The 12784-nt window shown below is 64.4% G+C and carries 13 protein-coding genes; 4 read left to right on the top strand and 9 right to left on the bottom strand.

Annotated elements, in window-relative coordinates; translation table 11 throughout:
* Positions 1–48 precede the first annotated feature (48 nt).
* Positions 49–537, top strand: a complete 489-nt coding sequence (locus JN531_RS07500) for a DUF4864 domain-containing protein (RefSeq protein WP_228348246.1) — start codon at positions 49–51, stop codon at positions 535–537.
* Here the strand turns inward: JN531_RS07500 and JN531_RS07495 are convergent.
* A complete protein-coding gene (locus JN531_RS07495) occupies positions 534–1145 on the bottom strand; it encodes a hypothetical protein (RefSeq protein WP_228348245.1) in 612 nt (203 codons plus the stop codon). The two genes, JN531_RS07500 and JN531_RS07495, sit on opposite strands and share 4 nt — an antisense overlap.
* Positions 1146–1361: 216 nt before the next feature.
* Positions 1362–4829 carry a TonB-dependent receptor gene (locus JN531_RS07490; RefSeq protein ID WP_228348244.1) on the bottom strand — a complete coding sequence of 1156 codons (3468 nt, stop codon included), beginning with the start codon at positions 4827–4829 and terminating at the stop codon, positions 1362–1364.
* A 150-nt stretch (positions 4830–4979) separates the two neighbouring features.
* Between JN531_RS07490 and mntA the strand changes: the two genes are divergently transcribed.
* Both mntA and hepT read left to right on the top strand, forming a co-directional pair.
* Positions 4980–5396 (top strand): type VII toxin-antitoxin system MntA family adenylyltransferase antitoxin, encoded by a 417-nt coding sequence (mntA, locus tag JN531_RS07485; RefSeq protein ID WP_228348243.1) that lies wholly within the window; start codon positions 4980–4982, stop codon positions 5394–5396.
* A complete protein-coding gene (gene hepT, locus JN531_RS07480; protein ID WP_228348242.1) occupies positions 5393–5806 on the top strand; it encodes a type VII toxin-antitoxin system HepT family RNase toxin in 414 nt (137 codons plus the stop codon). The genes mntA and hepT overlap by 4 nt, the downstream gene beginning before the upstream one ends.
* A 113-nt stretch (positions 5807–5919) precedes the next feature.
* Here hepT and JN531_RS07475 read toward each other — a convergent pair whose 3' ends face one another.
* From JN531_RS07475 to JN531_RS07465, 3 genes are all read right to left on the bottom strand, one after another.
* Positions 5920–7071, bottom strand: coding sequence for a FecR family protein (locus JN531_RS07475; protein WP_228348241.1), 1152 nt, complete (start codon positions 7069–7071; stop codon positions 5920–5922).
* Positions 7068–7685 (bottom strand): RNA polymerase sigma factor, encoded by a 618-nt coding sequence (locus tag JN531_RS07470; protein WP_228348240.1) that lies wholly within the window; start codon positions 7683–7685, stop codon positions 7068–7070. The genes JN531_RS07475 and JN531_RS07470 overlap by 4 nt, the downstream gene beginning before the upstream one ends.
* A gap of 153 nt (positions 7686–7838) precedes the next feature.
* Positions 7839–8288 carry a DUF805 domain-containing protein gene (locus tag JN531_RS07465; protein WP_228348239.1) on the bottom strand — a complete coding sequence of 150 codons (450 nt, stop codon included), beginning with the start codon at positions 8286–8288 and terminating at the stop codon, positions 7839–7841.
* Between the two features lie 187 nt (positions 8289–8475).
* Between JN531_RS07465 and JN531_RS07460 the strand changes: the two genes are divergently transcribed.
* A complete protein-coding gene (locus JN531_RS07460; protein WP_436233307.1) occupies positions 8476–9606 on the top strand; it encodes a BaiN/RdsA family NAD(P)/FAD-dependent oxidoreductase in 1131 nt (376 codons plus the stop codon).
* 4 nt (positions 9607–9610) lie between these two features.
* Here the strand turns inward: JN531_RS07460 and JN531_RS07455 are convergent, their stop codons facing one another.
* The 4 genes from JN531_RS07455 to JN531_RS07440 all read right to left on the bottom strand — a co-directional run bounded on the left by JN531_RS07455 (position 9611) and on the right by JN531_RS07440 (position 12772).
* On the bottom strand, positions 9611–10135 hold the full coding sequence (locus tag JN531_RS07455; RefSeq protein ID WP_228348237.1) for a DUF2939 domain-containing protein: 525 nt from the start codon (positions 10133–10135) through the stop codon (positions 9611–9613).
* 101 nt (positions 10136–10236) lie between these two features.
* The gene (gene typA / locus JN531_RS07450) at positions 10237–12075 is read right to left on the bottom strand and encodes a translational GTPase TypA (protein ID WP_228348236.1); all 1839 of its coding nucleotides are present in this window, start codon (positions 12073–12075) and stop codon (positions 10237–10239) included.
* Positions 12076–12153: 78 nt separating this feature from the next.
* Positions 12154–12534 carry a type II toxin-antitoxin system death-on-curing family toxin gene (locus tag JN531_RS07445; protein WP_228348235.1) on the bottom strand — a complete coding sequence of 127 codons (381 nt, stop codon included), beginning with the start codon at positions 12532–12534 and terminating at the stop codon, positions 12154–12156.
* Between the two features lie 7 nt (positions 12535–12541).
* Positions 12542–12772, bottom strand: a complete 231-nt coding sequence (locus JN531_RS07440; RefSeq protein WP_228348234.1) for an AbrB/MazE/SpoVT family DNA-binding domain-containing protein — start codon at positions 12770–12772, stop codon at positions 12542–12544.
* Positions 12773–12784: the final 12 nt, after the last annotated feature.

The raw sequence follows: 12784 nt of genomic DNA, 5'->3' as shown, positions 1-12784 counted from the left end.
TTGCGCCAGCATTCGGCGTAGCGTGGTGGCACGACACCGGAGATCGCCATGCGCACCCTTCCGCTGATACTGGGCATCCTCGCCCTCGGCCTGATCATGTCCTTGAGCCCGCTCGGCAATGCCCAAGCCCAATACCGGCTGCCGCAACCGAGTCTGAGTCCGGAAGATGTGGTGCGCACCCAGCTGGCGGCGCTGAAGACCGGCGAGGACATCGACCTCAAGCTGGTCTACGCCTTCGCCTCGCCCCGCAACCGCGAGGCCACCGGCCCGGCGCCGCGCTTCATCGCCATGATTCGTGAGCAGTACCCCGAGCTGATCGGTCATCGCGACGCCACGCTGGCCCCCACCTACCAGGCGGGCGACGAGGCGCTGTTGCCGGTGTCGTTGACCGACCGCGATGGCAAGGCGTTCCGCTACGTCTTCCTGCTGAGCCGACAAACGCTCCCCGGCTGTCGCCGCTGCTGGATGACCGACGGCGTGGTGCCCCCCGAAGCCCTGATCGCCCCGGAGGAAGCGCCGCCACAGCAGGCCCTCTAACCGGCGGCCTGCCGCGATCGCACCAGCGTCGGCACCGGGCGCACCCGTCGCGGCGCCGTTGTCTTGCCCAGAGCCCCCGGCGCCGGCAGCCGCTTCGCCAACCACTTCGGCAGCTTCACCAGGCCCAGCACATTGGTCTCACGCTCGCCGCCGTCGCGAAATTCGCGCGTGCCCATCACGTAGTCGAACCACGGCTTGGTGACACACCAGTTGGCATTGGGGTTCATCCCCATGTGGTGGTCGTAATGCCACGGCAAGTGGTTCTTGGCCCACTCGGCATCCTCATGGGCGCGACGATGCTTCACGTAGTAATTGGCCGCGCAATACCAGAGCGTACCTACCCAGAACGGCGCCACCGGAAACATCGGCGCCACCGCCGCACTGGCCCCGATCAAGGCCCATGCCTCTTTGCCCTGTGCGTGCAGGCCCAACGGAAACCGTTCGTAATTGGGGTCGAGAAAATCATGCTGCAGCACCACCTTGTGATGCTCATGAAAATGAAACGCCCAGAAGCTCTTCCGGTTGCGGCCCATCTCGTGCAGCACATGCTTGTGCATGAACCACTCCACCGCATTGGCGGTGACCAGACCCAGGGGGATGCCGATCATGGTGTGTTCTCCTCCGTGACGGGTGGCATGGCCTCAGTGCCGCCACCCGGGTGACGGGTGACGGGTGACGGGTGACGGGTGACGGGTGACGGGTGACGGGTGAAGCATAAGCCGAACGCCGGCGCAGGTGGTTGCCCGCAAGCACATGTCGATGAAGGAGCGCCAAACAAGCCAGGCAGCCACGCCGACGCGTGGCTGCCTGGCGACATGCGTCGATTAGAACGTTTTGGTGATCGAAAATCCGATCAGTCGTGGGTCCAGCACGAAGACGTTGGTTGTCAGGCCGGTATCGTCCGAGTTGAGAAAAGCATCGGTGATCGGCGTATCGTCAATCAGGTTCTTGGCGTAGAGCTCGAGTGCCAGTCCATCTTCGGGGCGCTCCATCCGCACGGCGAGATTGACGTTATGCCACCCCTTCAGTCGATCGTAGGGCTCGAAGTTGTAGACCCGGTGGTAGGAATCCGACTGCCAGTAGACATCGCCCCGCAGGGTGGCACGCCACTGATTGCGGAACAGGTCGATTCCATATTGGGCGCCGATATTGGCCGTCCAGTGCGGCGCGTTCGGCAACTCGTTGCCACTCAGGTCGGCCTTGAGGCCGGCGCCGCCATTCAATTCGGGATAGTTGGCGACGTCATAGGCCTGCCCGGTGGCGGGGTCGGTGGGCAGCGGGAACAAAGCCGGCGCACCCAACAGACCCCCGAGACCGCCACAGATCTGCCAGTACTGGCCTTGCACGACGTTGGGCGAGTCCTGTAGCACTTGTTCGGCAACCGCCGTCGGAACCACGCAGTTGGAGGGTAGCTGCAGCCACGCCTTGGCGAGGGTGTAGTCAGGATTGCCCTGGGTGCGGTTGATGATGTCGATGGAGGTCTCACCGTCAGCGATCCGTGTATTCAGGTAGCCGAAGTTGGCAACCATCTGGAAATCGTTGGAGAAAGCCACCAGGGTTTCCAGCTCGAGCCCCCAGACCTTCGCGTCGAAATTCTCGTTGACGGCGCTTCGATCGCGGATCTGCGAAACCTGATAGTCGGTGTAGTCATAGTAGAACGCCGTCGCATTGATCGTCGCCGCGCCGCCCCACACGGTGTTCTTCATGCCGATCTCGAACGCGTTGACGAATTCGGGCTCGAACACCGGCGCGTACTCCACCGCCGTCAGCTGCAGAATGGGCAGCGGGAAGCCCTGCTGATCGAAGTTGTCGGTCTCGTCGGGCGCGATCGCGCGCAACTCTTCCTCGGTGGCGAAGCCGGGGCGCGGCGGGTTGGCCCCCCCACCCTTGTAGCCACGCGAGTAAAACGCGTAAAGCAGGGTTTCATCGGTGAACGCGAACTCTGGCTTCCAGTCCACCCCAAGGCGTCCGGTCCACTCACCCCACCGCTGTACGATATCGGGCTTCTCGGGGTATCCGCGGCTGACCGTTCCACCCGCGATGAAGCTCGGGGACAGCAACGCCTGGCTGGGCACAGGTGTGAAGCGCTTTTCGTCCTCCGTGTAGCGCAGGCCAAGCGTCAGCTTGGTCTGCGCACTCGCCTCCCAGTAGAACTCGCCAAACGCCGAGCGTGACTCCAGCTCATAGGGATTCTTGCTGCGGAAGTAGTTGTGCCCTTCGCCGTTGATGCTGCCAATCGGATTAGGATCGATGTAAGGGCAGGATGAGTCCGGTGCGTCGGTGGTCACCGGCGTCCCCGGTCCCGGGAACAGGCCATAGAACCCGGGCCAATGGCAGACACCGAAGTCAATCACGCCGTTGACTGGCGCATTGAAAGGCGCCATGTACGCCTGAGCGGTGAGCAGGTTCGAAAAGATGTAGTAATCGACTAGCGCGTCAAAGCGGGTGAAGTTGGCGCCGATGCTGAAGTTGAACGGTCCTTCGAAGTCGGATTGCAACCGCAGCTCCTGGCTGAACTGTTCTGCCGTGGCCTGCGATATGTCGAATCCCGCCATGGTGTCGGAACAGCCGAGCTGAGGGTCGCAGAACACCCCCCCGGGTGCCAACCCGGACCAGTCGTACTCGCCGAAACCAAAGTCCGCCGGTGTCACCTGTGACGTATCGGTGAACACTGGCACCGTGTTGAACCGGTTGAAATCCTGGAATGAGTAGACCTGATCATCGACATACGCGGTCTGGGAGGTCAGCGTGAGGGTCGGCGAAACCTCGATATCAACGTTCAGCTCCAGCAAATCCGCCTCGGCGCGATAGCGGGGGTCCCTGAATGACGCGATCTGCCGCAGATCACGCGACTGCATCATGCCGCCATACGGATCTTGCAACCCCAACAAGGCAACCGAGTTGCCATCGGCATCCCGCCCGATCGGGAAGGCATCGCCGTATCCGAGGATCTCCACGCCGAACACGATCGGAAGCGCCAACCCATTGGGCGTTCCGAATGCGTTATCCGCATAGAGGCTACCGGGCAGACAGCCCTGACTGAACAACGCCGGCCCAAGCACCTTGTTGGCCTCGTTGTAACTGTTGGTGGGGTCATCGACGAACACCGGCGTATCGCCAACCACCGTCGGCCCGGCATCGCGGTGACACAGCTGCTTGCCGGTCCGCAGGCGGTCGTCATCCTCTGTGAACCGCTCCCAGATCAGGTGGGCCTGAACCGCATCACTAGGCTGGAACCCCACCGTCAAACGGGTCGATGAGAGATCACGCCCGTTGACCGGATTCTCAGTCACGCTGTTGTAGTCGTAACCATCACGCGACGTCAGCGCCCCCGCCAACCGGACACCCAAAACACCGTCGATGAGCGGCACGTTGAGCATGGCATTCAGGCGCTTGGTATTGAAATTTCCGACCTCGCCCTTGATCGAACCATCGAACTGCGACAGGTCCGGCTTGTTGGAGATCACGTTGATCACGCCGGAAGTTGCGTTTCGCCCGTATAGGGTTCCCTGAGGGCCACGTAACACTTCAACGCGCTCGATGTCGTAGTACTCCTGCTCGAACAGCCGGTTCTGGATGATGGTGGAGCTGTTGAACGCCACGGCCACACCCGGGTCTGTCGTAGCAGATACCGCCTTGGTGCCAACACCACGAATCGAGAAGTTGTAGCTGGTGAAGTTGTTCTTCGAGAAGGTCACGTTGGGAATCGCCTTCAGCAAGTCGAAGCCGCCTTCGATCTTGAAGGCGTTCAGATCCTCCGACGAAAAGGCTGAAATGGCGATCGGGACGTCCTGCAGCCGTTCTTCCTTCTTCTGGCCGGTGACGATGATTTCTTCCACACCCGCCCGCCGCGCGGCAGCGATGTCGGCTGCACCGGCATCCTTGGCCGATGCAGCCTCAGCGGGGGGGCTGTTACTGGCGGCCTCCCGCTGGGCACGCTGCGCATCGAGGGTGGCGCGATCGGCCACCATCATGCCGCCGGAGGGCGTCTGCTCGAATTCCATTCCGGTGCCGGTGAGCATTCGCGCCATGGCGTGGCTGCGGCTGAGGGCTCCGCTGATGGCATTGGCGGTAAGGCCGCTCACATCCTCCGCGTTATAGAACAGCTCTTGCCGACTCTGGCGCCCGAATTCAACCAGGGCCTGGTCGAGCGGCTGCGCCGGAATCTCGAAGCTCACCTGGTCTTCAGCGACAGCGGACTGCGCATGCGTCGACAGGCTGACAGCGAACAGGCAGACAAATAAGAGTAGCGCGCCGACCACGGGGGCCGGCCAACGATGAGTTACGGACATCAGGCGTCTCCTCAGACTTCTGGAACGGCCGCATGTGGCGCGGCCTTAGTACTGGAGACGCGATGGAGTGGCCGGAACGACAGCGGGCGGCGGAATTTGTTCCATCCCCGCATAATGGGACCGGCATCGCATTGAGCCGCGCCAACGACCATGACCGATCACCGCCTCGCTATCGTTGATATCTGCACCGCGCACTACCCGGCGCTGCAGGCGGTGTACCTGTTCGGCTCACAAGCCTCAGCGCTCGCTCGGCCCGATAGTGACACTGATATCGCGTTGCTTCTGCCGCATGCCCAGGCTGCGTCGTTAGGCAGCCTGGACCTTTACGCGCTGCAGACGACATTGGAGGGCGTGCTGATGACGCCCGTCGATCTGATCAACCTCCGCCGTGTGTCCACCGTGTTCGCGAAGGAAATCATTGCGCACGGGGTGCGGTTGGCTGCGCCGGACATGGCCGCAGCGGATGAGTTCGAGGCGATGACGCTGTCGTTCTACCAGGCCTTGAACCGCGAGCGCGCAGCGATTCTGGAAGCCTTCCGCGAAACAGGTAAGGCGTACGCGGTATGACCGATGTCGCCGTCAACAAGGTGCAGACGGTTCAACGCAGTGTGTTGCGCGCGCGCCATGAGTTTCAGGCGGCAGGCGCTGATTTCTCCACGGATTTCACGCGGCAGGATGCGGCAATTCTGAATGTCGTGCGCGCCTGCGAAGCGACACTCGATCTGGCCAATCACCTGGTCCGCCTCCACAAACTGGGTGTACCCAATACCAGTGCGGATGCGATTCGCGCATTGGCGAACGCGAAACTGTTGGAGAGCGCATTGGCAGACCGCCTGATTCGTATGGTGGGCTTCCGCAACATCGCCGTACATGCCTACCAAGCGATGGACCTGGGTATTCTGGAGTCCATCATCACCCGAGGCCTTGATGACCTGCTGACGGCGTGTGAGTTGATGCGCCGGGCGGCTGAGGGCTAGGTCCGACCGCAACCTGCCATTGCCCGCATGATCGGGTGCCGGGTTGCCTCGTTGTCGCTGGACCCCGCATCAAATGCGCGGTGACGATGGTGAAAAGGGGTTGCGCGCGGGGATTAGCCCCGCCGCGCCAGCACCACGCGTTCGTCGCTGGTCTGGATGATGCGCAGCGGGTAGTAGTTCACCATGGTTTCCACAAACACGGCGGTGTTGCCGGTGTTGACGATGCCACTGACGCGAAGGTCGCCGAGGGCGGGGTCGGCGAGTTCCACCTTGCGGGTGCTGTAGCGGTTGATCTCGTCGATGGCGTCGGCGAGGCGGTCCTCGCGAAAGATGAGCTGACCATTGCGCCAACTGGTGGTGCGTTTGAGGTCGGCGTCACGCAGCACGGGCTGCGGGTTGGCGGCGGCGATCAGGAGCTGCTGGCCGGGGGAGAGGACGTGAGGGGTGAGGCGTGAGGGGTGAGGGGTGAGACGGGGGCTGCCAGAGGCATCCCCGGGAATCGGGAATCGGGAATCGGGAATCGTAGCGGCAGCGCCTTCGGCGGCTGCAACGGCGACTTCGGCGACTTCGACTTTGCCTTCGATGAGCGTGACAGCGAGATCGTCGGCGGTGAGGCGGACATCGAAGGCGGTGCCAAGGGCGGTGATGGTGCGGTTGCGGGCGGTGACGACGAAGGGCCGCTGCGGGTCCTTGGCCACTTCGAACAGGGCCTGTCCGGCTTGCAGGCTGACACTGCGTCGATCATCGCGGTAGCGCACCACGACGCGGCTGCCGGTGTTGAGCGTGAGCGTGCTGCCATCGGCCAGGGCGATGGCGCGGTGTTCACCGATGGTGGTGTGGAAGTAGCGCTCGCCGGCGAGCAGGTGGCGGGCCTGGGTGGGCAGGTGCTGTACTGCCTGCAGGGTGAACCCGTTGCCACCGGCAGCGAGCAGGCCTACGGTCGTCATCAACAGCAGGCTGGCCGCCAGGGCGAGGCTGCGCTGGCCCCATTGGCGGCGCCGACGGCGGGTGAGCCGCTGCATCATCTCGCGTTCCAGCGCGGCCACGGCAGGGGTGCTGGCCGCCGCCCGCGCCAGACCATGGGCGCGGTCGATGCGGATGAAGGCCTCGGCATGGGCCGGGTGCGCGGCATACCAGCGTTCGAAGGCGACGCGCAGGGCGGGGTCACCGCCGCGATGGCGCAGCCGGTCACTCCAGGCGGCGGCCTGGTCACGAATGGCCGGATGATTGAGATGCGGCTGCGGGCTTTGCAGGGTGTCGCTCATGCGCTGTCCCCGTGCCGATGCACTGCGGTGTCGGGCAGGGCTTCGGCCGGCATGTCGGCCCCGACCTGTTCTTCCAACTGCTGCAGGGCGCGGGCCATGTGACGTTGGGCACCGCGTTCGGAGATGCCGAGCTGTCGGGCAATGTCGCGGTACTCGCATTCCTGGTGCACGCGCAGCAGGTAGACGTCGCGGGTGCGCTCGGGCAGCTGGCGCAGCACGGCGGCGACCCGTTCGAGCGCTTCCTGCCCGATGGCGATGCGCTCGGGCGACAGTTCGGTGAGGGGTGCGTGGGCGGCTTCGTCGTAGGTTTCGTGGACAGTCTCGTGGCGCACCTGCGACCGCCGCAGTTCATCATTCAGAACGCTGGCGGCGACCTGGAACAGGTAGTGCTGCACATGCTCGATGGGCGGGCCTTCGCCCCGCTGCAATACCCGCAGAAACACTTTCTGCACCAGGTCGGCGACATCCGAAGGGTTGTTGACGCGGTTGCCGAAGTAGCGCTTCAGCGCGGTACCGTACTGGCGGGAGATGCAGTCCCACTGGCTGACGGGGTCGTCGCCGAAGTCGGCGAGCGCAACCCGCTCGGGGCGGGTGATGGGTACCGGTCCGGCCATGATGGGTCTCGTCTCCTCTGCCCGCGTCTGCGCACCTGCCTCTCGTGGCCGCCGCAACCGGCTGCCTCGGGCAATACCGCTGCCATTCAGCACTAGAGACGCACGGCAGCGGCAAAGCCGCCAGCGTTGGCCCGAGATCACCCCCGCAACCGCTTACTCGCGGAACAGCCCGGGGTTGTCCTTGTCGGCGGCGGCCGTCGGGGCTGCGGACGCCGTGGGCTCGGCGGTCGCGCTGACGGCAGGGGCCTTGGGGTTGGGGCCGTAGTCATTGCTGCCGGCCTGGCTGTCGAGCACCATGAACACCAGCACGATCAGGGGGCCAACCACCGGCACCAGTACCAGCAGCAGCCACCAGCCACTGCGGCCGGTGTCATGCAGGCGGCGGATCGACACACCGATCGACGGCAACAACACGGCCAACAGGTAGAGACCGCTGAGCAGCCCCACGCCGGCCTCGGCGCTGAAGCTGCCGAACACGCCGTCGATAGCGCTGAGCACCACGGCGGCGATGATGTTGAACAGGGTAAACATCCAGTATTCACGGCGCCGCGCGCGCCCGCTGAACACCGCGTATTGCTTGAGAACACCCAGATACCAGTTCATCTCTGCTCCTTGCCGGACGGGCCCGTGACGGCCCGGTTCCACTGCAGCATGCCGCTGATCGGCGGCAGCGACAACCGCGGCACCGCTGCGCCGGCGCCGCCATCCCGGTATCGTCTGCAGCCCATTCCGCCGGACAGCCCTGTTGAACCCTGACGTCATCATCATCGGCGGCGGCGCTGCCGGCCTGATGTGCGCGCTCACCGCCGGCCGGCGCGGCCGCCGCGTGCGGGTAGTGGAGCATGCCAACAAGGTGGGCAAGAAGATTCTCATGTCGGGCGGCGGCCGCTGCAATTTCACCAACTACTTCACCGGGCCGGAGCACTACCTGTCGGCCAACCCGCATTTCTGCAAGTCGGCACTGGCACGCTATACCCAGTGGGACTTCATCGCCATGGTGGAACGCCACGGCATCGCCTACCACGAGAAGGAGCAGGGCCAGCTCTTCTGCGACCTGTCGTCGAAGCAGATCCTGCGGATGCTGCTGGATGAGTGTGCCGCCGCCGGCGTCGAGATCAGCGTCGACATGCCGGTGGACGAGGTCCGCCTCGATGGCAGCGGCTTCGAGCTGCGGTCCGGCGTCCACAGCCTGCGGGCGCCCTCGCTGGTGGTGGCCTGCGGCGGGCTGTCGATTCCGAAGATGGGGGCCAGCGGCTTCGGCTTTGCGCTGGCCCGACAGTTCGGCCATGCGGTACATCCGACCCGCGCCGGGCTGGTGCCGATCACGCTCAGTGGTCGGCCACTGGAAGCCATCGAGGGTCTGGCCGGGGTGGCGCTGCCAGCAGCCGCACACTGCGGCGACCAGTGCTTCGACTCGGCCGTGCTGTTCACCCACCGCGGCCTCAGTGGGCCAGCGGTGCTGCAGATCTCCTCGTACTGGCGCGAGGGTGATGCCCTGCATCTCGATCTGCTGCCCGGTCGCGCGGCCGGCGACTGGCTGCAGGGCCTGAAGGCGGACCGCCCGTCGCTGCGACTGGATGGCGTGCTGGCCGACGTGCTGCCACGGCGTCTGGCACAGCGCCTGAGCGAGACGGCGGGCTGGCAGGGGACGCTTCAGGGCTGGACCGACCCCGCGCTGGCCAGCGTTGGCTCGCAGCTCAACCGCTATCCGGTGGTGGCCAGTGGCACCGAGGGCTATCGCACCGCCGAGGTCACCCTGGGCGGTGTCGATACCGACAGCCTGTCGTCACAAACGATGGCCTCACGCACGGTGCCCGGCCTCTATTTCATCGGCGAGCTGGTCGACGTCACCGGCCACCTCGGGGGCCACAATTTCCAGTGGGCGTGGGCCTCGGGAAGCGCAGCCGGCAACGCGGTATAACGGCTTATGGCAGCAGAATCTCGGTGAGCTGCCAGCCGAGGCCGCGTCGGCGCAAGACGAACTGGGCGGTCTCGCCCTTCTGACGCTCTTCCACTTCGATCACGAAGCGACTCAGCCCCCGGTACCCCATACGGGCATCGGCAAGCGGCGCCTGCTCTGCGTCCGGCGGTGGCGACGGCGATTCGTCGCGCGTCGGCGCAGGGGCATCGGCGGGGGCACCCCGCATCATCTCGCCGATGGCAGCAGGGGTAACGTAAGCGTCGACCATGCGGTCCACCACAACGCCGGCAAAACTGGCGCCCAAGGCCTTCAGGCCACTGCCCTGCTCACCCGGCTTCGCCTCGCCGAGCATGCGCGCGTTGAGTTGGTCCTTGAAGCTCTGTCGTACGCTGGGAAAATCGATGTGCTGGGACAGGGCTTCACCGTCCCGAGCGTCTGCGGCCACCTTCATCCGGTACACCGTGAGGTAGGGCGCGGCGACCGCCCAGGCAAGCAAGAGGACGACGACAACAAGGGCAAGCTTTTTCATGATGGGGTTCGCAACAGGCAAGACGCGCAGCATACCGGCGACGATGGTCGGCGTCGGCAACGCCAAAAAACAAGGGGGCGCCGATGGCGCCCCCTTGGGTGTCAGGCCGCGCGATCGGCCCGCTTGCGCTCGTGTTCCTTGAGATACTTCTTGCGCAGGCGAATGCTTTCCGGCGTCAGTTCCACCAACTCGTCGTCGTTGATGAATTCCAGCGCCTGCTCCAACGAGAAGGTCTTGGGCGGCGTCAGCACCACGTTCTCATCCGAGCCGGAGGCGCGCATGTTGGTGAGCTTCTTGCCCTTGAGCACGTTGACGACGAGGTCGTTGTCGCGGGAATGAATGCCGACGATCTGGCCTTCGTAGACCTCGTCGCCGTGGCTGGCGATCATCGCGCCGCGGTCCTGCAGGTTGAACAACGCATAGGCGACGGCCTTGCCCTGCTCGTTGGACAGCAGCACGCCGTTGTAGCGCTGGCCGACATCCTTGTTCTCGCCGGCCGGGCCGAAATGGTCGAAGTTGTGGAACAGCAGGCCGGAGCCGCCGGTGTTGTTGATGAACTCGGTGCGGAAACCGATCAGCCCGCGGGAGCTGATGGTGTATTCGAGGCGCACGCGGCCCTTGCCGTCCGGCACCATGTTGACCATCTTGCCGCCGCGCTCGGCGAGCCCCTGGATGACACCCCCCTGGTGGGTTTCCTCGACGTCGGCAACGAGAATTTCATAGGGCTCGTGCAGCACGCCATCCACCGTCTTGGTGATGACCTGCGGACGCGCCACGGCGATCTCGAAACCTTCGCGGCGCATGTTTTCCAGCAGCACCGACAGATGCAGCAGGCCGCGCCCGGAAACCCGGAACTGGTCGGGAGAATCGCCCGGATCGACCCGCAACGCCACATTGGTTTTCAGTTCCTTGAGCAGGCGCTCGTAGATCTGGCGGCTGGTGACGAACTTGCCTTCCTTGCCGGCGAAGGGTGACTTGTTGACCTCGAAGATCATGGTCATGGTCGGCTCGTCCACCTGCAGGGTGGGCAGGCCTTCCGGCGCCTTGGCGTCGCAGACGGTTTCGGAGATGCCGAGCTCGTCGATACCGGTGAGGGCGATGATGTCGCCCGCCTGGGCCTCGTCGACTTCCATCTTGTCGAGCCCCATGAACCCCAGCACCTGCAGCACCCGCGCCTGGCGGACCGTGCCGTCACGGCCGACCACCGACACCGGGCTGTTGGGCTTGATACGGCCACGCGAGATACGGCCGGTGCCGATCACGCCCACGTAACTGCTGTAGGCGAGGCTGATCACCTGCATCTGGAACGGACCGTCGACGTCCACCTGCGGCGGGCGCACCTGATCGACCACGGTCTGGAACAGAAAGTCCATGTTGCCTTCGCGGATGTCGGGGTTGTCCCCGGCATAGCCGTTGAGGGCACTGGCAAAGACGGTGGTGAAGTCGAGCTGTTCGTCAGTGGCGCCGAGGCGGTCGAACAGGTCGAACACCTGGTCCATCACCCAATGTGCACGGGCACCGGGGCGGTCGATCTTGTTAACCACCACGATCGGCTTCAGGCCCAGAGCGAAGGCCTTCTGGGTAACGAAGCGGGTCTGCGGCATGGGGCCATCGGCGGCGTCCACCAGCAGGCAGACGGAGTCGACCATGGAGAGCACCCGCTCGACCTCACCACCGAAGTCGGCGTGGCCCGGGGTGTCGACGATGTTGATGCGGTATTCGGTGCCGTCGCGCTTGTCCAGCCAGCGGATGGCAGTGTTCTTGGCGAGGATGGTGATGCCGCGCTCACGCTCCAGATCGTTGGAGTCCATGATCCGCTCGCCGAGGTTTTCGCGGGCGTCGAGCGTCTGCGACTGACGCAGGAGCTTGTCCACCAGGGTGGTTTTACCGTGGTCGACGTGGGCGATGATGGCGATGTTGCGGAGGTTTTTGATGCTCATGGCGCGACATTGTGCTGCATTGCAGCAATTAAAAAGGTCGCAGATTGTACGCGGTTCGCGATGACGGGGATAGGGCGCTCAGGGCGCCGCAGCCGCCGATTGTCGCAACCAGGCCGCGAAATCGTCTTCGGAGAGGCTGCCCTCGGCGAGGGCGACCACGGTCAGCACAACGTCGGGGGCAGGCTTCGGAATGGTCGCCTGGTTCAGCCTCATAAAGGCGATACAGGCACTCCAGGCGGTCCGCTTGTTGGCATCCGAAAACGGGTGATTCCGGGCGATTCCGAAGGCCAGGCTGGCGGCAAGGGCAAACACGTCGCCCCCACTGTAGTGATGCAAATGCCGTGGCCGCGCCAGCGCCGACTCCAACATGTTGTCGTCGCGTACGCCCGGCAGCCCGCCGTGCCGCGCGAGCTGCAGATCATGAATGGCGAGCACCGTCTCCCGCTCGAGAAACTCCATCGTCCCGCTAGCGGCTGGCGAGCGCTTTCAGCACGTCACGATGTTCATGCATCACCTCTTCGGCCACGGCCATCTGCCGCGCAAAGGTGTCGTCGTACTGACCCACCTTGAATCCACCCGGTGCTTCGGTGAGATACAACACATCGCCCTCCTTGACGTTCATCGCCGTCATCACTTCCTTGCTCAGAATCACTCCGCAGGACGACCCCACCTTGCGGATCTTGGTGCTGTATTGCATGGGCTTACTCCG

Origin of the sequence: Flagellatimonas centrodinii, assembly GCF_016918765.2 — a bacterium.
Lineage (GTDB): Bacteria > Pseudomonadota > Gammaproteobacteria > Nevskiales > Nevskiaceae > Polycyclovorans > Polycyclovorans centrodinii.
The sequence above is the reverse complement of the archived record's forward strand: the minus strand, read 5'-3'. Positions and strand labels throughout refer to the sequence as shown.